This is a genomic window from Microcoleus sp. CZ3-B2 (assembly GCF_036705055.1).
Lineage (GTDB): Bacteria > Cyanobacteriota > Cyanobacteriia > Cyanobacteriales > Microcoleaceae > Microcoleus.
The window spans coordinates 1-20,212 of record NZ_JAUBTN010000087.1; the positions used below are offsets into that span (position 1 = coordinate 1).

At 46.6% G+C, this 20,212-nt stretch carries 16 protein-coding genes, 1 pseudogene and 1 riboswitch; of the genes and pseudogenes, 8 read left to right on the forward strand and 9 right to left on the reverse strand.

The window, feature by feature from the left end:
* Positions 1 to 293: 293 nt before the first annotated feature.
* Positions 294 to 1,410 (reverse strand): peptide chain release factor 2 gene (gene prfB / locus QUA97_RS25845; RefSeq protein ID WP_194071185.1). Its coding sequence is split into 2 segments (ribosomal slippage): positions 294 to 1,337 and positions 1,339 to 1,410, totalling 1,116 coding nucleotides; the frame shifts between segments, so codons are not numbered across the junction.
* A gap of 201 nt (positions 1,411 to 1,611) precedes the next feature.
* Here prfB and QUA97_RS25850 point away from each other — a divergent pair.
* On the forward strand, positions 1,612 to 2,358 hold the full coding sequence (locus tag QUA97_RS25850) for a Uma2 family endonuclease (RefSeq protein WP_194012878.1): 747 nt from the start codon (positions 1,612 to 1,614) through the stop codon (positions 2,356 to 2,358).
* A gap of 84 nt (positions 2,359 to 2,442) precedes the next feature.
* Here the strand turns inward: QUA97_RS25850 and QUA97_RS25855 are convergent, their stop codons facing one another.
* Positions 2,443 to 4,026: a tetratricopeptide repeat protein gene (locus tag QUA97_RS25855; RefSeq protein ID WP_333197025.1), complete on the reverse strand. Its 1,584-nt coding sequence runs from the start codon at positions 4,024 to 4,026 to the stop codon at positions 2,443 to 2,445.
* Between the two features lie 20 nt (positions 4,027 to 4,046).
* On the opposite strand from QUA97_RS25855, the gene QUA97_RS25860 reads away from it, so the two are divergent.
* Positions 4,047 to 4,205, forward strand: a complete 159-nt coding sequence (locus tag QUA97_RS25860; protein WP_194012880.1) for a hypothetical protein — start codon at positions 4,047 to 4,049, stop codon at positions 4,203 to 4,205.
* Here QUA97_RS25860 and QUA97_RS25865 read toward each other — a convergent pair whose 3' ends face one another.
* Positions 4,206 to 4,934: a Bax inhibitor-1/YccA family protein gene (locus QUA97_RS25865; RefSeq protein ID WP_194071187.1), complete on the reverse strand. Its 729-nt coding sequence runs from the start codon at positions 4,932 to 4,934 to the stop codon at positions 4,206 to 4,208. It abuts the gene before it with no gap.
* Positions 4,935 to 5,578: 644 nt separating this feature from the next.
* On the opposite strand from QUA97_RS25865, the gene QUA97_RS25870 reads away from it, so the two are divergent.
* Positions 5,579 to 5,908 carry a PEP-CTERM sorting domain-containing protein gene (locus tag QUA97_RS25870; protein ID WP_194071188.1) on the forward strand — a complete coding sequence of 110 codons (330 nt, stop codon included), beginning with the start codon at positions 5,579 to 5,581 and terminating at the stop codon, positions 5,906 to 5,908.
* 349 nt (positions 5,909 to 6,257) lie between these two features.
* Here QUA97_RS25870 and bchD read toward each other — a convergent pair whose 3' ends face one another.
* Positions 6,258 to 8,336 carry a magnesium chelatase ATPase subunit D gene (gene bchD, locus QUA97_RS25875; protein WP_333118811.1) on the reverse strand — a complete coding sequence of 693 codons (2,079 nt, stop codon included), beginning with the start codon at positions 8,334 to 8,336 and terminating at the stop codon, positions 6,258 to 6,260.
* A 42-nt stretch (positions 8,337 to 8,378) separates the two neighbouring features.
* A complete protein-coding gene (locus tag QUA97_RS25880) occupies positions 8,379 to 9,662 on the reverse strand; it encodes a sensor histidine kinase (RefSeq protein ID WP_333090416.1) in 1,284 nt (427 codons plus the stop codon).
* A gap of 204 nt (positions 9,663 to 9,866) precedes the next feature.
* Here QUA97_RS25880 and QUA97_RS25885 point away from each other — a divergent pair, with 204 nt between their 5' ends.
* From QUA97_RS25885 to QUA97_RS25905, 5 genes are all read left to right on the forward strand, one after another.
* The gene (locus QUA97_RS25885) at positions 9,867 to 11,204 is read left to right on the forward strand and encodes an ArsB/NhaD family transporter (protein WP_194070981.1); all 1,338 of its coding nucleotides are present in this window, start codon (positions 9,867 to 9,869) and stop codon (positions 11,202 to 11,204) included.
* A 282-nt stretch (positions 11,205 to 11,486) separates the two neighbouring features.
* A riboswitch (cyclic di-AMP (ydaO/yuaA leader) is annotated at positions 11,487 to 11,679 on the forward strand.
* 99 nt (positions 11,680 to 11,778) lie between these two features.
* Positions 11,779 to 12,627 (forward strand): nitrate ABC transporter permease, encoded by an 849-nt coding sequence (ntrB, locus tag QUA97_RS25890; RefSeq protein WP_194070982.1) that lies wholly within the window; start codon positions 11,779 to 11,781, stop codon positions 12,625 to 12,627.
* A 186-nt stretch (positions 12,628 to 12,813) separates the two neighbouring features.
* Positions 12,814 to 14,244: an ABC transporter substrate-binding protein gene (locus tag QUA97_RS25895; RefSeq protein WP_194070983.1), complete on the forward strand. Its 1,431-nt coding sequence runs from the start codon at positions 12,814 to 12,816 to the stop codon at positions 14,242 to 14,244.
* 176 nt (positions 14,245 to 14,420) lie between these two features.
* Entirely contained in the window at positions 14,421 to 15,260 is an 840-nt protein-coding gene (locus tag QUA97_RS25900; RefSeq protein ID WP_333090415.1) for an ABC transporter ATP-binding protein, read from the forward strand.
* 46 nt (positions 15,261 to 15,306) lie between these two features.
* Positions 15,307 to 16,086: a universal stress protein gene (locus tag QUA97_RS25905; protein WP_333090414.1), complete on the forward strand. Its 780-nt coding sequence runs from the start codon at positions 15,307 to 15,309 to the stop codon at positions 16,084 to 16,086.
* A gap of 398 nt (positions 16,087 to 16,484) precedes the next feature.
* On the opposite strand, the gene QUA97_RS25910 is transcribed toward QUA97_RS25905, so the two are convergent.
* The 4 genes and pseudogenes from QUA97_RS25910 to QUA97_RS25925 form a co-directional block, all read right to left on the reverse strand.
* Positions 16,485 to 16,709, reverse strand: a complete 225-nt coding sequence (locus QUA97_RS25910) for a hypothetical protein (protein WP_194070985.1) — start codon at positions 16,707 to 16,709, stop codon at positions 16,485 to 16,487.
* 238 nt (positions 16,710 to 16,947) lie between these two features.
* Positions 16,948 to 18,888, reverse strand: a complete 1,941-nt coding sequence (locus tag QUA97_RS25915; protein ID WP_333197031.1) for a S9 family peptidase — start codon at positions 18,886 to 18,888, stop codon at positions 16,948 to 16,950.
* 372 nt (positions 18,889 to 19,260) lie between these two features.
* Complete coding sequence (locus QUA97_RS25920) at positions 19,261 to 19,770, reverse strand: tetratricopeptide repeat protein (protein WP_333197034.1); 510 nt, start codon at positions 19,768 to 19,770, stop codon at positions 19,261 to 19,263.
* Positions 19,771 to 19,817: 47 nt separating this feature from the next.
* Positions 19,818 to 20,212 (reverse strand): annotated as a pseudogene (locus QUA97_RS25925) (DUF4335 domain-containing protein); the annotation flags it as partial.

The following is a 20,212-nucleotide window of genomic DNA, read 5'->3' on the forward strand; positions in this document are numbered from 1 at the left end:
TACTGACTACTGACTACTGACTATTGACTACTGACTATTGACTACTGACTACTGACTACTGACTACTGACTACTGACTACTGACTACTGACTATTGACTACTGACTATTGACTACTGACTACTGACTACTGACTACTGACTACTGACTACTGACTACTGACTATTGACTACTGACTATTGACTACTGACTACTGACTACTGACTACTGACTACTGACTACTGACTACTGACTATTGACTACTGACTATTGACTACTGACTACTGACTACTGACTACTGACTACTGACAACTGACTATTGACTATTGACCACCTGATTTTCCTGCCGCAGATAAGCTTGAATGAACGGTTCTAATTCGCCATTCATCACATCTAGGATGGCGGTTGTTTCCACCCCAGTCCGCAAATCCTTGACCATTTGATAGGGGTGAAAAACGTAGTTGCGAATTTGGTTGCCCCAAGCTGCCTCTACCATGTCGCCGCGAATCTCGGCAATTTCCGAAGCCCGCTGTTCCTTAGCAATCACCAACAGCCTAGCCTTGAGTAATGCCAAAGCTTTTTCCTTATTTTGCAACTGACTGCGTTCTTCGGTACAGCGGACGGCCAAACCAGTGGGAAGGTGAACGATGCGGACGGCCGTTTCTACCTTGTTAACGTTTTGTCCGCCCTTGCCGCCTGCGCGGGAAGTTGTGATTTCTAAGTCTTTTTCTGGGATATCCAATTGTACGGATCGATCGAGCACCGGCATCACTTCAACGCCCGCAAAACTGGTTTGACGCTTGTCATTCGCGTTAAAAGGCGAAATTCTGACCAAACGGTGAGTGCCTTTTTCCGATCGCATATAACCGTAAGCGTAGCGGCCGACAATTTCCAAAGAAGCTGATTTAACACCTGCTTCCTCTCCCTCGGAAATTTCCATTAAATGTACTTTGTAACCTTGACTTTCCCCCCAGCGGGTGTACATCCGCAGCAGCATTTCGGCCCAATCTTGAGCATCCGTGCCGCCCGCCCCGGCGTTAATTGTCAAGACTGCGCCGCCTTCGTCGTAGGGGCCCGATAGTAATTGTTGCAGTTCCCACAGGTCGAGTTCGCGGGTTAATTGAGCAAGACTCGATGAGGCTTCTTGGAACAAAGACTCGTCGGCTTCTAACTCCAGCAGTTCTAAAATAGCTCTAGCGTCTTCTAGGCTAGTCTGCCAGCCACGGTATTGGTCTAAATGAGATTTGAAGTTGTTGAGTTCTTGGAGGGTTTCTTGAGCTCTATCCTGGTCGTCCCAAAATGCTGGTTGGGCACAGATTTGCTCTAAGTCTTGGATTTTGGCTGTGAGTGCGGGGATGTCAAAGATAGTCCTGGGTGGTACCCAGTCGATCGGACAATGTTTCGATATCGTGCTTGATGTCTAGAACTTCCACTGTGAGTTTTCCTAGTTGTGGGGTGTATTTTTGAGTTTAGCTGAAATTGCGCTCTTTCAACAAAATGTTATGACTTCTTCCTGATTAGATATAGTGCGAACCTGTTGAATTAAAAACTTTACCGCATTAAAAATTCAAGATTCAAAAAAAAGTTGCTATAATCTAAAATCAGGTTAACGATCTCGATGGAAGTTAACTGCCATGATTTCCCCAGAACTTAAATTGAGCTTGCCGTCCACCGAAGACCTGCCCTGTTCGGACGATACCCCTGTGGATAACGAAGACCAGAATTTGCTGCCGAACCTACTGTTGTTTGTCTTGATCGGTATTTGGTCCGATCGCATGGATTGGTACTTTGGGGTAGATATGGCGGTGTATCACACTACAGGAATCAGTCCCAAAGTGCCTGTCGTCCCGGACGGATTTCTCAGTTTGGGGGTGGAGCGCCGAAAAGGAGGCAAATCTCGCCGCAGCTATGCTGTCTGGGAAGAAAACGAGGTTGTGCCGATTTTAGCGTTGGAAATGGTGTCTCACAAACCGGGTGGGGAGTACGACGATAAGATGTCGATTTATGCCGGGTTAGGGGTTTTGTACTACATTATTTACAACCCCGAATTTTGGCGGCGCGATCGGCATCAACCGTTTGAAGTGTACAAGCTGATTGACGGGCAATACAGGCAGCAGATTGGCGAACCCTATTGGATGCCAGAAGTGAGACTGGGCATAGGGCGCTCTGGGCAAGTTATTGGGGGCATCGAGCAAGAAATTCTGGTTTGGTACGACGAGTCAGGAAATGTCTATCCCTTGCCGGATGCAGCGGCAGGGCAGATGCGCGAGGAGTTGAGGGTAGAACGACAGCGAGCTGAGGTTCAACAGCAGCGGGCCGAACGCCTAGCTGAGTATTTGCGATCGCAAGGTATCGATCCCGATAACCTGCCTGAATCGTGACATGAAATTCGATCGCTTCACCGCATTCTTCCTTCTTTCTTGTAACTAATGACTAATGACTAATGACTGATGACTAATGACTTCTTAAATATACTGCGAACCTGTGGAATTGAAGGCTTTACCGCATTCGTGAGCGCATACGTCCAACCTTTTGGAACATGAAAAATTTTTTGTGAGGTCTTCGCGAAACCAATCACAGGCGATCGCCTCTTTCACTGATTTAGTTCTGAGAGAATTAAATCCATTGCCGTACTTTTCAATTAAAGCCAGCATTTGGGGTCTGTAAGTGTCGTTATAAACAGCGTATTTAGTATGGCTGACCCAACAGCAAGGCCAAAGTTCCGCTTCAAAAGAAATAAAAATCTCTTTGGTGGCTTGAGTTTGGCAGCTAATTTCTACATTGCGGTAGTAATTATTTAGGCTACCAAATGTTTCTACAGCTTTGATAAATTGGTCTCCCTGTGGATTTTTATATTGTTCCAATGATGGGGGTTGGAGTTCTTCGCTGGCTGGCTGTGATGGGATCGGCTGATTTTGAGCTAGTGCTTGAGAGGTTTCGATAGCTATAGCTTGATACCAAGCATAATTTGCTTTTTCTGGTTGCCCCAACTGCGTCAACACTTTAGCTAAATTGCGATAAGCTCCTGCAAAATTGGGTTTAAGCTCGATCGCCTTTTGGTAATAAGCACTAGCTGGCTGCCACTGTTGCTGTTGAGCGTAAAGACTGCCGACATTAGCATAAACTTCGGGAAAATTAGGCTGAATTTTCAGTGCGTTTGTATAGCAGTCGGCTGCTGCTTGCATCTTCCCCATAGCTTGGAAAGCATTGCCTAAAGTTTTACAGGCTGCTGCAAAGTTAGGTTGAATTTTTAGGGCTTGTTGGCAGGCTGCGATCGCCTCTGAGAGCTGTCCTTGTTTCAAACAGTCCTCCCCTTGTCGGTGCAGCCCAACAGCCGTCTGTGTTTGATTTTGAGGGGCTGACGCATTAGTTGTTGCTGGTTGGTTGGGGCGATCGCTCTTAGCATCTACCTGAGAGTTTTTTCCCTGCTGAAGCTGTTGATTTGCGGACTCTTTGTCATAAATTTCTTTTGCTACAAAACGAGAGGTAGCTTTCGGTACAAACTCGACAAATCCTAATTCTTGGGCTAAATCCCTGGCTGCTTCTACTTGGTGCTGGTTGTGTTCAAATATCAAGTAGTGCCAGACAGCTTTTCCGCCCGCTTGGATAAAGGCTTTAACAGATTGCATTATCCTGTCCCAGTTGGTATTTTGGCGGTAAATGCTGTTAGTATCAGCCAATCCGTCGATGCTAAAAATTACGCGATCGTTTTCTCCTGTCATCGCCTGCGCCAGGGCTTGCCACCAGTGGGGGTTGCGCCCGCTACCGTTGGTGTACAGGCAGATTTTAGGAACTCCCATCCAATGCAAATATTCGATCGCCCCAATTGTAGTATTGCTAGTCATAGCATCGCCGTAGTTGCCACACATATAGATCAAATCCAACTGAGAGCAAAACTCTTGTGGGAAAATTCTCTCAATATCCTCCATCTTTAATTCCGCCCCCGGCAAAATCGGGTTGTCGGTGCGGGGACATTGGGGACAAGCGGCATTGCACCGGGAAGTAATTTCTACGCTGACTATCCTGATATCTTCATATTTTAAGTACATAACTGTTATTAAATTGAGTTGTGATTAATTTTGAAATCGCGATCGACAGAATTAGTCGAATCAATCTCAACTATAAAATCTCAAATCGACCGATCGCTCTCTTGGTTGTAAATCTTAATCAAAAACCGCAGCCGGAAGTCGATCGAGCTGCGGTTGTTTTTAAGCTAAACTGGCGTTGATTAATCGCGGCCGTTGATAGCAATCAGCAGGCGCAGAATGAAGATGAACAAGTTGATGTAGGTCAAGTACATCGACAAAGCTGCGGGCAAATACTGGTCGTCGCGGTAGCTGCGGGGTAGTATGTAAAAATCGACGATCGCAGCGCCAGCAAAGATAAACACGCCGATGCCGGAAATGCCAATTTCTAACCAGGTTGGGGTGTAGACTCCAAATAGAGAGAGTAGAAATTGACCGCCAACGACGACTAACAAAGCAATCACACCTAAACTGATGGTTTTGGTGATGGCCATGCCGTCTTCTTCCGACAAGTTGGAACCAATTTGGCGGGCGGCGATAAAGGTAATGCCGCAGCCTAGGGCTGCAAAACCGATGCCGCCGATGCCGACACCTTCGGATCTGAGGGCTGTAAACACCAATCCACTGAGGGTGTAGCCGGAAAGCAGGCTGTAGGTTGCCAGGAGGGGTAAGGCGGTACTATTGTTGCCTTTTTCGGCGACACCGCGAGCGACAAAGAATAAAACTAATTCTAGGACGATCGCGGCGATGAATGTGGGAAAAAAGATTCCCGGATAGTTGCGAATGACTCCGAGGCCGCCGTAGGTGCCGACAGCGGTTAAGACAAGTCCGCCACCGACGAAGGGGAGGGCGTTGGAGATGACGTTGGGGCCTACCAGTGCGTGGTTTTTGGCCTCGCGCACGGCTTCGCGGAAATTGCTGGTGTTACTCACGAGGATTTACCTAATGTTGGCTGAGAGTTGATATTTTGGGACTTGCGCGCGGCAAAAGAAACCGGGTATGCACGAAAATACGCGGGTTTGAACCTGTAGTTATGGTGAAAAAGCCAGTTTCTCACGCGGCGCGCAAGTCTTGTATTTCTATTCTGACAGCTTTACCCTGTGTTTGCAAAACCAAGCCGAGTTTAAAGATTTGATAAAGAACCGGGGTGAAATCACTCCCAAGTAGGAAACCATTGTTTATAATCGACTGCGTACATGGTGTGCAGTCTGGCTGCCGCGCCGGAATTAGCACAGTCTAATAGGATTGTCTGACGCCACAGAGATATTCTTTAACTTAATTAACAGGTTGATGTCAAGGTCGATCGAATCGCAGATGGCACAGGTGAATAAATTTGGGATTTTAGATTTGCGATTTGCGATTGAAAGCTTTATGCTAAAGGGAGGGGGCACAGTTGATTTGAGGTTTTTGATGGCCGGCAAGAGTTGAAACTAGGGAGAGAGAATCTCCACAATTTAAAATCTCAAACCTGAAATCGGTTCGGTTAGTTGCACCTGGTAGCTCAGACAGGGAATTTCAAGAAAATTAATGAATAAATTTAGTTCGTACCGACCAAATTCTCAACAGGTAATGTCTAATGCTCACCTTTTTTGCTCGTAAATTATTGTCACCCGCAGCCGGAATTCTTTTGGCTGCTACTGCGGTGATTTCCGTTGGCCAAGCTGCTTTTGCAGGTAATGTCGGAGACGTTTCTGTCGCTGCTGCATCGCAGGGTTCTGAATATTGGCTGCTGGCTCAGGTTGGTCAACCCCCCCAAGGTACAACTTCTCCGAGCCCGAACCCGGTAAAGGTAAACCGGGCACCCGGGCCTGTGAAAATTCCCGAACCTTCGACGGTGGTAGGGTTGGGTTTAGTGGCGGGTTCGCTGGCGGTGACTCGCCGGAGAGCGAGAGTCGGACGATTTTAGATTGGGAGTCAGTAATATGAGGTGCTAGGAGTGGGCATGGGGCTCCGTGGCCCGCGCAGGGCGGAGCGAAGCGGAGGGATGGGGCATGGGCAGGATTGGAATGAACCCACCTCACCAAGCTTGAGAACCGCTATAGCCTTTTCAGGTATTCGTGCAAGAGTAAGCTGTTTTGCATTTAAATTGAATGTCAAAAAAAATCCCCTTCTTGTGGGGAGTAGGGGTTGGGCAGGAGAGCCCGCCCTGAACATAGGATTTAAATCTCCGACAGCTTAATTCTGACTTCTGACTCCTGACTCCTGACTTCTAGCCTTAACGAAAAGACTTTTTCAACCAGCCCTGTTTAAGGATTTTAGCCGATCGCATCCCTCAAAGCATTTTTAGTCATAGCTGCGATCGACTGTTCAGTAGCTTTCGGCAAATGATAGTATTTCCCGCCAGAAGTCTTGGCCAACTCCTTCGCAAAGCCGGTCGAAATGAATTTGCTCTCAGTGTCAATCACCAGCAACTGCATTCCCAGGCCGCGAATTTTGGCAGCAATTTCTAACAATTCCTGCTTAATATCAGGCTTTTCTCCATCTAAAATCGGTTCGCCCAAAGAACGGGCCAAAGGAATATTACCGCGCCCGTCAGTAATCGCGACAATCGCCACTTGACCGATATCTCCCGACTGCCGCGCATTGACTCCCACGCGCACCGCCTGCGTCAAACCGTGGGCCAGCGGCGAACCACCGCCGCAGGGCAGCCGTTCCAAACGCTTGCGGGCCAAGGCTATCGAGCGAGTAGGCGGCAGCAATACTTCTGCTTGTTCTCCGCGAAACGGAATCAGCGCCACTTGGTCGCGGCTTTGATAAGCTTCGGTGAGTAGCTGCATGACAGCACCTTTGGCGGACTGCATCCGGTTGAGGGCCATCGAACCCGAAGCATCCACGACAAATACCACTAGAGCCCCTGCTTTTCTGGCCAAGCGCTTTGCCCGAATGTCTCCCTGTTCCACAAATACGCGCTTCTCTCGATTTGGACTCTCGCCGGCGGTGGGTTCCTGGTCATAATTCCTGTCGCGGCGGGCTTTTTGGTAGGGTGCGGCGGCTCTGAGGGTAGCATCTACAGCGATGCGGCGGACGGGGCCTTTGGGCAATACTGGCTTGACGTAACGACCTCTATCTTCCGAGAAAATGGTGCTTCTGCTGCCGGATTTGCCTTGGCGGTTGGCGTTCTGCGCGAAAAACAGCACGTCGGGGTCGAGAATTACGCCTTCGGGGTCAAAGAGAAATTCTTCGGGAATGTTGGTTTCTTCTTGTTCTTCGGGAGGTTGGTCTTCTTTGTCTTCTTCTTCCTCTTCTTCTTCTTGTTCTTGTTCCGATTGTTCTTGGGGTGGCGGTGGCGGCGGGGGTGGCGGCGGGTTTTCGTCTGGGGGAGTTTGGACGATGGTGGCCCGGGGTACGATGACGAGTTCTACGGCGCGGCGCAAATCTTCGGCGTTAACTTCTGTGCGTCCTTCGATGGCGGCGGCGGCTTTGGCGACGCGACAGGCGAAGATTTCGGCGCGGTGTCCTTGGACTCCGCCGCGCAGGGCTTCTTCTACTAAGTAGGCAATTTGTTCGCGGCTGATGGTAACATCTTTGAGCCATTCTCTGGCGAGGATGATTTGGGTTTTGAGGTTGTCGGTGTCTTCGGTGTATTGGTTGAGAAATTCTTGGGGGGAACTGGAGTAGGATAGGGCTTGTTCTACTGCGTATACTCTTTCTTCTAGTTCGAGTGCTGCGTCGGCGGAAAGTACGATCGCGATGCGATCGAGCAAATGTTCTCTGAGCGACCCTTCTTCGGGATTGTAGGTGGCAATGAATAGAGGTTTGCAGGGGTGTTGGAAGCTGATGCCTTCGCGTTCTATTTGGTTGCGACCTTCGGTTAATACTGTTAGCAATTGGTTGGAAATGTTGTCATCGAGCAGGTTGATTTCGTCTACGTAAAGTACGCCTCGATTTGCTTGGGCTAAAAGTCCCGGTTGAAATACGGTTTTGCCAAATTTTACTGATTGTTCGACATCGACAGAACCTAAGAGTCGGTCTTCGGTGACACCCAAAGGAATTTGAATGAAAGGTGCGGGAATAATTTCTGTATTTGGGGAGTTAGTATTTGTGGTGTGGGCATCTTGCCCGTTTTCTTCTAATATAAAAGATGTCTGTTCTGCAATGTTTTCATCGGGTTCGGCGTTGCAAAAAGAGTCTTTAACAATTTCAATTGGTGGCAGTAGGGAATGCAGGGCGCGGGCCATTACTGATTTTGCGGTACCGCGGCGACCGGCGATCGCCACTCCTCCCAATCCGGGATCTACTGCTGCTAAAAGCAGGGCTAATTTGATTGCTGCTTGCCCGACTACGGCGGTGAGGGGAAAGGCGGTTGTGGAAAAGCTAAGGTTGGCTGCGGGCATAGGATTTTCTGATGTTCGGATCTAAAATTTTGAACTTAATTTTTAGCTTACTACTTGAAGTATTTTAACTTCTAAAGGGAGAATTACGGTAAAAGTTGAGCCGACTCCGATTTCTGATACTACCTCTATTTGACCTTGCAAAAGCGTGACTAGCCGCGATACTATGGCTAATCCCAGGCCGGTGCTGTCGGGGGGATACTGCTGTTTGCGGGCTTCTCCTGCTTGAAAAAAGGGGTCAAAGATGCGGTTGGTATCTTCGGGGGCGATGCCGATACCTGTATCTGCAATGGCGATCGTCCAATTTGCTTCTCCAGCGCGGCTGCAACTTAATTCAATGCTACCAGATTCTGTATAGCGAATGGCATTACTCAGAAGGTTGGTGACAATTTGTTGCAGCCGCTGTCCGTCGGCGACTACTTGTTTGGGGGCGCAGTCGCTGGTAACAGCAAGTTTTAGTCCTTTAGCATCAGCAATTGGCTGCATCATTTCTACTACGGAGTTAATTAGAGATTGTACATTAGTTTGCCGCAGGTTAAGTTTAATTTTGCCGGCATCGGCGCGAGCAAGTTCTAGGGCGTCGTTAATCAGGCGCAACAACTGTCTGCCGTTACGCAATACTCGCTCGATGTGTTCGATGCCGGGGAGGGTATCTTTGATTTCTGTTTGCGCCCTTCCTTTTCGCAAAAATAGCTCTGAATAACCGATGATTGAGTTGAGAGGTGTTTTGAGTTCGTGAGCTAAATAGGAAAGGTTTTCTTGGTTGACGCTGACGAGGCGATTGAGTTCTTGATTTGTGAGTTGTAACTGACTTTGGATTTGTTGGAGTTCCCGAAGCTTCTGAGCGACGTAGCTATTGAAACACTGGGCAATTGCTTCGTCTATTACGGCATCGATGAGGCGAAAAGCTTTGAATACTTCGGCAGTGGTTCCTGCTAGCAATTCTGCTTCTAATTCTGAGAATATTACTTGACGCAATAAATGGTATTCCCTGGCTACTTCTGCGGAGTCGTAGCCTTGTTCGGCTCTAAGAAGTCCGTGATCTAAACTGGCTTCAATTATTACCTTTATGTCGCTGTTGCGATATTGGGAAAGCAATGCGGCCATCGCCGCCAACAAATGGGGTATGTGATTTTTGATCGCTGAGTGCGTTAAGGTGTCTGCACTTTCAATGTTCCGATCCTGACGTACTGCTTCAATCCAGTTTTTAAGGATCGTATCGGTTTTATCGGCGAGCATTTGGCTGTAGTCCATGATGTCTGCGTGGGGGTTGAGTTTGGCAGATATTGCCCATGCTTCATTGTAGTTGAGCGATCGCCCGATCGCCATATCAAACTTCGGGCGATCGCAACCCTGCTAAAAGAAGTAGTTTTGAGGTGATTTTTCCCCCGTGCTGCTCTCTCCATGACTAGATCCCAGCTTTTTTATGCCAAAAGTGACACTTAAACGTCTTGACAGAAGAGCTTAAAAGTAGTATGTTCGCTGACAACCAGAGGTTTTAATTTTTAAGCTTTAGTTTTGTCAGGGGACTAAATGGAAAACGTGCAAGCTGCGATCGCTGCGGCAACATTTATCGGTGTAGTTTTCTTAATAATTACAGAATGGATACACCTGACAGTTGCGGCATTTTTGGGAGCGCTGATTCTGGTTTTTACCCACGTGATGACGTTAAATAATGCGATCGAATATATCGGTCGCAGTCACGGAACCCTGGGTTTATTTTTTGGAGTCATGGTCATGGTGAGAGCCTTTGAGCCGACCAAAGTATTCGATTATTTGGCAACTCAAATGGTGCTGTTGGCGAAAGGAAAAGGCAAAAATTTGTTGCTGGGTATTGTGGCGATTACTACCCCGATTTGTGCAGTTTTGCCCAATGCTACCACAGTCATGCTGCTAGCACCATTAATTCCGCCAATGGCGCAAGAAGTGGGTGTCGATTTTGTACCATTACTAATTTTAATGGTATTTGTAGCCAATAGTTCGGGACTGCTGACAATCGTGGGAGATCCGGCGACATTCATTGTAGGCGATGCGATTAATATGAGCTTTGCCGATTACCTGATGAAATTAAGTTTAGGCGGCGCAATTGCCGTAGGAGTAATAGTCATTCTTCTGCCGTGGTTGTTCCCCGAAATCTGGCACAAAGAATTAGAGGATTTGGCACACTTGCCACATCCCAAAATTAATCACCCGCGAGTTTTAGGAGTGGGCGGCTTAATCATAGCTTTTGTGCTGCTATTTTTTGTTGTGGGAGAGTCTCTGCCCGTGCCACTTTCACCAGCAGCCGTTGCTTTGTTGGGGGCTGGTTTGGCAATGCTTTTAGCTCACCACTCCAAGATAGATTCTGTCAACAATATTTTGCGGGATTTAGATTGGAGTACGCTGCTATTTTTCATGTCTACTTTTGTACTGATTGGGGGTTTAGAAAAAACTGGAGTGATTGCCAGTATATCGGGAATTCTAGCAGTGATTTTGGGTAAAAATATTTTTTTGGGTTCGCTAAGTTTGTTATTTTTTGTGGGTTTAATGTCCAGCGTGGTGCCGAACATTCCGCTAGTGGTGGCGATGGTCCCTTTGCTCAAACAGTATGTTGTTAACATCGGGTTAGCCCCTGTGGAAGTCCTAGATCCCGATTTTGCAGGGCAGTTTCCTCTGGAGGTATTACCGCTGTTTTATGCGATGATGTACGGGGCAACTTTAGGAGGAAATGGCACTTTGGTAGGAGCTTCTTCTAATATAGTTGCAGCAGGAATTTCTGAATTGCATGGCAGGCGGATTTCTTTTCAAACTTTTCTGCGTTACGGGCTTCCTGTGATGGCGTTGCAATTGGTGGTGGCTGCTATTTATGTAACTATTCGGTTTCTGATTTGAAGGAACAGGGAACAGGGAACAGGGAACCGGGAACAAGAGCGATGTGAAGAGAAATTGGTTGGTAATATCAAAGTATCTAAAATCGCCATTAAACGAGTTACGCATCACCTCTATATTGCAGGTTTGCAATGGGTACCTTACCCCTATTGAGTAGCGCGTCAAACCACTTTTTACGTAAGTCGTGCAGTAGCTACTCCTAAAGACGTATTGACAAGATTGGGCGCTAGTGATAAGTTAGGTTGAATTGGCTATAAAAGTCAAGCCTAATCCAGCGCTGCGCGATCGAACAATTTGCAAAGACTAGCGTGTGGCTGGAGCGGAGGAACCAATTTTAGGGGCGAATCTCTACAGAATTAAAGAGCCAAGTTAAAAGTTGCCAAATTTGAGTGTAATTTTTGATTTTGAAATCTTTAGAGAAGGACATCTCTCAGTCCTAGCCCGTCAGCTAACTTCGCAGGCATTGAGAAGAGACTGAAGAGTCAACTTGTCTTCAATAGATAGTTTGGCTTCATCAGTGTCTCCGGTTGGTATTGTTCAAGATTCTTATACCGCCCCTGACTCTGAGGAGATTGAAATGTCAATTCAACTTAATTTATCTGCGATCGCAGTTGCCGGAGTTGCAGCATGGAAGCGGGCAAAACCCGTTTTTATCCGAGATACCGTATTGTTGCCGGCGGCTGGTTTTTTGGGAATTCTTGGGGTGTGGTGGATTGTTGCCAGCTTCAAGAGCGATTTGATTCCCACTCCCTATCAGGCGTTAATCGCTAATTTAGATTACATTTTGCATCCATTTTACCAGCGCGGGCCTGGAGATTTAGGCATTGGCTTGCTGCTGCTAGCGAGTTTGCGGCGGGTGTTAGTGGGATTTTTGCTGGGTGCTGCAGTGGCGATTCCTGTGGGATTTCTGATCGGGATGTCGAAACCGGCAATGATGGCGCTCAATCCGCTGATTCAAATCTTCAAACCGGTGTCGCCACTAGCTTGGCTGCCCATAGCTTTATCGATTTTTAATTTAGCAGAGCCGTCGGCAATTTTTGTCATATTCATTACCTCTTTGTGGCCGACAATTATCAACACAGCTTTGGGAGTTTCTAACGTTTCCAAGGATTATATGGATGTAGCGCGAGTGTTGGAAATGCCGCGCTGGAGGCGGATTACCAAGATAATTTGGCCGGCGAGTTTGCCATACATTTTTACAGGTTTGCGGATTAGTTTGGGGATTGCTTGGCTGGTGATTGTGGCGGTGGAAATGCTGACAGGCGGTGTGGGAATTGGCTTTTTTGTGTGGGATGAGTGGAGCCGTTTGAATCTGAGTTCGGTATTTTTAGCGGTGTTTGTAATTGGCTTAACTGGATTGTTGCTCGATTGGGGGGTTGGCAAAGTTCAGGAATTGGTGACACATCGATCTATCGAGAGTCATTAGTCATTAGTCATTAGTCATTAGTCATTAGTCATTAGTCATTAGTCAGCAGCGAACAGTTAACTATCAACTGTCAACTGTAAGGTGCGTCGCTGCTCATCGATGGTCGATTTTTGTGTGTGATGGTTGGTGGCGACGCACCCTGCAACTATCAACTATCAACTGTCAACTGTCAACTATCAACTGTATATGAGCAACAAGTTTTCCAATGAATGGAATCGCCGAGAGTTTTTGCAAGGAATGGGAGCGGCGGCGGCGGGTACGGCTTTATCTGCTTGTGGAATTAGCGCGGATCGATCGGCAAAAGGACTCACTGAAGAAGCGGAAGCGGTAAAGCCGCTCGTCGATTCCCGAACCTTAGAAAAACCAAATTTAACCGTAGGATACGTGCCGGTTAACGATTGTGCACCATTTGCGATCGCCTGGAAAAAAGGATTTTTCCGCAAATACGGTTTAAACGTCAAACTCAACCGCGAAGCAAGCTGGGCCACCTCCCGCGACGGCCTGATTTTCGGGCGACTCGATGCTTCCCCAGTGGTATCCGGCGCCGTCACCAACGCCCGCATCGGCGCCGAAGGAGCGCGTCACGCACCCATGTGCGCGGCAATGACAATTCACCGCCACGGTAACGCGATGACGATGAGCAAAGCGATGTGGGATTTCGGCTTGCGCCCCTGGCACGAATACAACGGCAATTTAGAAGAATTTGGCAAACAATTTCGAGGTTTTTTTGATAGTCAACCTGTAGAAAATAAAGTCTGGGCTGTTGTCTTGAGTTCGGCGATTTACGAATACTTTGTCCGCTACATATCGGCGGCAGCCGGTGTCGATCCGTTCAAAGAATTTCGGGTAATTATTGTGCCGCCGCCTCAAATGGTAACGAATATGAGAATCGGGGCGATGCAGGCTTACATGGTGGCCGAACCTTGGAATACGCGGGCAATTCAAGGCAATTCGGGAGTGGGTTTTACCTTTGCCCAAGGCAAGGAAGTTTGGCTGGGACATCCCGATCGCCTTTTGGGAGTAATGCAATCGTTCATTGAGGAAAATCCGAAGACTTATTACTCGCTGGTTAAGGCAATGGTGGAAGCTTGTCAGTATTGCAGCCACCCGGAAAATCGCAATGAAATAGCGGCGCTGCTGACTGAGCGATCGTTTACGGGGGCGAAACCGAAAAAAGGGGCGATCGACAAATTTACGCGGCCGGCAATAGTAGGGGAATACAACTATGGAGGGTTTGACGGAAAAGACCGCACCATACAATCGGAAGATGCAACTATTTTCTATGACATTCCTAAGAATTTACCTCAAATACCGGGAAATCATTCAACATTTATGTGGCAATCTCAGAGTCTGTGGCTGATGACTCAAGCCGCTCGCTGGGGACAGATTAAAAAAGTGCCCAAAAATGCTGATGAATTAGCTAAAAAAGCTTGGAGAACCGACCTTTACCGCAAGATTGTGGCCGAAATGGCGATCGATTGTCCCAAGGAGGATTACCAAGTGGAACCTGCGGAACTTTTTATTGATAAAAAGGCATTCGATCCAAGCGATCCGGTGGGTTATTTGAATAGTTTTGAAATTAGAGCCAACCGCCCTCAATCTTTTTTTCAGTCTTAATTTCTCCAGTCTTGGGCGCAAAAGCTAAGGCAGAATCCCAAGTAGGATGCGGCACAAGCACCGGTGCTTAGGCCGCACCCTACATAATTAGGTTATGCGTGCAGCACCTTACCGCTTACACAACCAGAATCAGAATAAATTAAAATTAACCCTTTACAACTTTTTAGGAGAATACCGTGACTCAATCCACTTCTAAATCTACCCCAACCAACGACCAAGTTAACAGCCAATCAGAGTTTCTGGAAATAAACAATTTGTTCAAGTCCTACAAAAGTGCGGACGGCAAGGAATTTAGCGTTCTGGAAAATATCAACTTAAGTATTGGAGAAAACGAATTTATTTCGGTAATCGGTCACTCCGGGTGCGGCAAATCAACGCTGCTGAAAATAGTGGCAGGTTTGGAAAAACAAAGTGCGGGAATGGTGACACTTCAAGGCAAAGAAATTCGCAAACCGGGAGCCGAGCGCATGATGGTATTTCAGCACTACGGATTGCTACCGTGGCTGACGGTGCGGGAAAATATTCGGCTAGCAGTTGATGAAGTTTTGCAAAATCTCAGCCGCGCCGAGAAGATTAGCCTGGTCAACGAACACCTAGCAATGGTAAACTTAACAGCAGCAGCAGATAAATATCCCGATCAAATTTCAGGGGGCATGAAACAGCGGGTTGGGATTGCGCGAGCTTTGGCACTTCGTCCGAAGATGTTATTAATGGATGAACCGTTTGGAGCGCTCGATGCTCTGACTCGCGGCAAGTTGCAGAAACAGGTACTGGATATCTGGGAAAATCACAGACAAGCTGTAATGATGATTACCCACGATGTGGACGAAGCTATCTATATGTCCGATCGCATTGTGCTGATGACAAACGGCCCGGCGGCGACGATAGGGGAGATTTTGGCAGTGCCTTTTTCGCATCCGCGCGATCGCCAAGAGTTGCGGGAATCTCAGGAGTATTACGAACTTCGCAACTATGCTTTGAATTTTCTCGATCGCTACTTTACTCAAGACGAATAACAGCCAACGAACAGACAAAACAATTCACTTAACAGAGGTCAAGCCTGTGAATCTCAAAACAATCTTAGCCCGTTTTGAAAGTGCATTGGGATACCAAAACTTAGCGGAAGACATGGTGTTGCTGCCGGAGCCAAAAGTGCCTGTTTCTCAAAAATCAAAATCTACAAATTCGGCAAAAGCTATCAATTTTATTGTCGGTTACAACAATTCTCCCAAAAGTCAAACTGCACTGGATATTACCCTTTGGATGGCGCATCAAACTCGTTTAGTAACAACTAAAGAAGTCACGGTGCAAGTCGTCTACGTGCTCGACGAAGCGCCCAACAGTTACGGCGAAGATACTGGCAATTTTGCTGCGACAAATGCCGGGGCTGCGAAGCCAAAAAGGTCAGCTTTAGAGGAAATATCCGCCTTTCATTGTGCAGCGCCTGCGATCGTTTTACCCCCAGCCGAAATCCAATCGGCATCTCGGCGAACAACTTGGATCGAGCCGCCTTATTTCCGAGCAATTTTCGGTCAAAATAATCAGTACCAGGTAGCAGATATGTTACTGTGGCAAGCCCGCTGTTTGGCCCAAGAATGGCGCGGTTTATTCAAAGCTCATTTGTGCATCGGGCGGGTTGCTACAGAACTGAGAAATGTGGTAGAGTTAGAATCTGCAAACTTACTGTTTTTGGGGTGCAATTCTGGCAAACACCGGCTGATTAAGGAACTAGGTAATAATTTTCCATGCTGCGTGCTCGGGATTCCTCCGGCACTTACCTATCAGATGGAGTTTCAAGCTGAAGAAAGTTTGAGCAAGTTGCAGTTCACTACAGCTATATAGCAATCCTAAATGATTTGCTTGCATTATACGCGAGCAAGACGATCGCACTACAAGGATTCTGGTATCGATCGATTTTGCGACTGATTTAGGACTGCTATACCTGCAGGTTAAACTTGTTGAAACTCAGGCAAAACTTGTATATGTAAGGTGCGCCACAAGCACCCTACCGCTATAATTCGTGCGCCAAACTAGATCGAAACAGTCCAGGACGCATCAATACCATCAATACCAAAGAAACCGGGATTAAAGGCTATAACCTGTGTATTTTCGCCCATCAACCCGGTTTCTGCGTCCCTGACAGAACAAATTAAAAAGTGTTTCCTCGATCGAATTCCCAATTACGAGACAATTAGGACTTTTTTGATGATGGAGATTTTTAAGATTACCGTTAAGAAAAATTATCTGCATCCGATCGCAGACAGTTCGTTAACTAATTTTATCCTACCCCGACACACAGAGCGCAGGATGCGATCTATCGAGCGTCTCTCTTCCTCCGTCAAAGTCTCGTCAAAAATAGCTGCCATCAAACCGTAGCGATCGGCCAAAGTAATGTAGCCATTATAATTCACTTCGGCGAACAGCTCGCCCAAAGCAGATGGAATCAGGCTGACAGGAGTTTGCATAGAGATTGACTCTCAACTTGACGCTAGGGCGATCGCACTTTATCTGCAGTCACAGAGGGCGATCGCACTTTCATAGTTTCTATGTAAATCTCCTTAAAATCAGTGACACCAAACAGCCAAAACTTGTGACAGCAACCAACAGAATTTGTGAACTAAATCACATTCAATATGTGCAAATTATGCCGTCCTTTGCAGTTGCGTTAAAGCGCCAACAAAACAACTGCAAACTTAACTTTTTCTAAAGATTGTAAATCGGCACTTCTTCCACCGGTTCAGCCAACTCAAACTTAAACACCCGGGAATAGAAATAAAACTCCCCATCAAGAGTTCTCTTAATATTTTCAGCGCGGCGAAAACCGTGCTGTTCCCCCTCATAGGTAACGTAAGCAACCGGCAAACCTTTAGCTTTCAATATCTCTACCATCATTTCCGCTTGATTCGGCGGAACAACCTTATCTTCCAATCCTTGAAAAAAGATTACCGGACAAGATAAACGTTCAGCAGAATGAATCGGAGAACGTTCTACATACAAATCTTTGCGTTCTGGATAAGGCCCAATTAATCCATCGAGATAGCGCGCCTCAAACTTGTGAGTATCAGTAGCCAAAGCCTCCAAATCGCTAACCCCATAATAGCTAGCACCGGCCTTAAACACATCCCGGAAGGTCAGAGCGCACAAAGTCGTGTACCCCCCTGCACTGCCACCGGCGATCGCCATTCTCTCGCCATCAGCCAAATTTTTTGCAGCTAAATATTTAGCACCATTAGCGCAATCATCAACATCAACAATTCCCCAACTATTTTGCAATCTTCTTCTGTATTCTCTACCGTAACCAGTGCTACCGCCGTAATTAACATCAAGCACAGCAAAACCGCGACTCGTCCAATATTGAATTCTCAAATTCATGCCGCTAGAAGTAGCAGCAGTTGGGCCGCCGTGACTTTTGACAACCAGTGGCGGTTTTTCACCCGCAGGTGCAGCAAAATCTTGATTTTTCGGGGGATAGAAAAAGCCGAAAGCAGTCATACCGTTTTCCGTGGGAAACTCTAGCATTTCCGGTACAGAAAGATAACCAGAATCGATACTTAAATCGCTCGATTTTCGTAAAATTTTCCGTTCGCCACTTGCTAAATTTAATTTAACAATAGCAGTAGATTCAGTAGGCGAACCCGCCAGAAAAACCACAGTTTCTCCCCGCGCTTTCACCGACGAAATATCAGTATAAGGCAGCTCAATTGTTGTTAGCTGCTTTGTCGCCAAATCGAGACTGGCTAAATGCCACTTACCTTGCTGAGTGTAGGTACAAATAATTTTGCTTTCGGAAACCACCGCATAGGTAGACATTCCAAAAACCCACTGAGGAAGACCGAATTCAGCCGCCATTTCACACAGAGGTTCGACTTCTGGTTTTTCTTGCAAGCTGAGATTAACAGTTCTGTAAAAATTCCACCAGTTCGACTTGTCAGAAACAAAATACAAAACTCCATCGGGCGACCATTCCGGTTGAAAAATCGACTCGTCAGCGCCACCAGCTACTAAATATTTTTCGCCCAAAGAACCGCCACTCTTAATTTCTGCTACCCACAATTCTGTCCCATCCCACGGCATATTTGGATGGTTCCAAGAAATCCAGGAAAGTCGAGAACCATCGGGACTCAAACGAGGAGAAGCATAAAAATCGTTACCTTGAGTTAAGATTTGAATATCTTCGCCGTTATCTAAATTAATGCTAACAATAGTGTTGACAGATTCCCCCTCACCGGCACCGTCTTCGCGCACGCAAATCAAGCGATTTCTTTGCAGGTCAACAATCATATCTGCGTAGCAATTCTTAGCAGCAGGTGTGAGAGGTTCTGGTTGAGAATCTAATGCTTGACAATAAATACGTTGGTCGGCAAAATGAGAGAAATACACCACACCGCCGGCTACTGCAAACGAACCGCCGCCGTATTCGTGAACGCGAGTGCGAACGTTGAAAGGCTGGGGCGTTAAATCAGTTATTTTACCGTCTGGAGTGCGCCGCACAATGACACTTCTACCGCCTTCCGACGGTCGTCCTTCTACCCAGTAAATATCCGATTCGTCCATAGCAATTTGTCCGAGTCCGACAGTTCCCGAAACAATTAAATCTGAGGTGATGGGAGATTTCCAAGAACCGTAAGGCGATGTGGTATTCATAAAGTAGAGACAGTTGTGTTTTGAGAACGAAAAAATTAATATAGCAGTTTTAAATCTGATGAAATAGAGGACGCGGTAATGCTGTTTTTCTACCCGACTCTGTACTTCAGTCAACTCAAAACCGCTATCTTGGTATTTTACCAGAAATAATTGGTTTAAAGCCTCTCCTTTTTAAGGAGAAATTAAAAGAAGACTGTTCGTTAGGGGCATTTTCTTCCTTCCAGTTAGAGGTTGCTCTCATCTGTTTGCTGTCAATCAAACAAAATATTTTTGAGAAAGCATACACAACTGCGATCGCCCGGAATAATCAGTTAGGTGCGAAAATAAAAATGGTAAATTGGGGCTTGCTGTGCGGCACCCACCGCAGATGAGTTACTTTGTTATGTTTTTGATCACTCGTTCGAGTGAATTTGCTTCTTGAGTTTTGCCTTGCTTTTTCAATAAATCTCTGGCTTTTTTAAATGATTCTACTGCATCTGATATTTTATCTTGTGCGTAGAGGACTTGCCCAAACATATAATGAAATTCTGGGACATTCGGTTTGAGACGAATTGCGGTTTGAAAATTGGGAACTGCTTCTTCTAGTTTGTTTTGATTGGCTAGAAGGCTACCTAAGTTAGCGTAAGCTTCGGCTAAATTAGGGTCGATTTGAATTGCTCTGCGAAAGGCTGCTTCTGCACCTTCTGTATCTTGTTTGGCAGCCAAACTTAAGCCTTGCTGAAAATATTCATTGGCTCCTGTATTTTGAACTAAGATATTTTTTACAGGTGATTCTGCCCGCACTGGCAAAGAAATGTTTGCAGCACAAACTAAAGCTACTGTCAACAGGCTGGTGCTGGCCGTCACACCTAAAAATCTATCTTTTTTGTATCCGCTTAACATTGGCAATCAACCTTATTTTTCAAGCTATAAAATGTTGGTTAGAGGGTTTAATCAGTCTCTTCTAAAAATGTTTGTACTCGACCGTTAGGTCTCAAAACTACTCGGATTTTCGGGATTTTTCCGTTGGAAACGGGAGAAACAAAGGGCTCGCCGACTAAGGGCATATTAACTTGTTCGATATTATCGGATGCTGCTTTTCCCATCGGCACAATAGTTTTAATTGACCCGTTTTCGTCGATCTGCAGGCTGTATTCCAAAGTTTGTTCCATTCCTTCGGTCGGCTTCCAGCGTTCTTCAAAGTAAGTTCTAGCTTCTGAAACTTGAGGAATTGTATCAAATAAAGTGCGATTTTTTTTGCTCGCTGCTGCTTGATTGTTGTCTGCGGACTCGGCTTGGGGTTGGGTGTCCTCAAGGGGTGGGAGTTCGGTACTGGCGGGGGGGA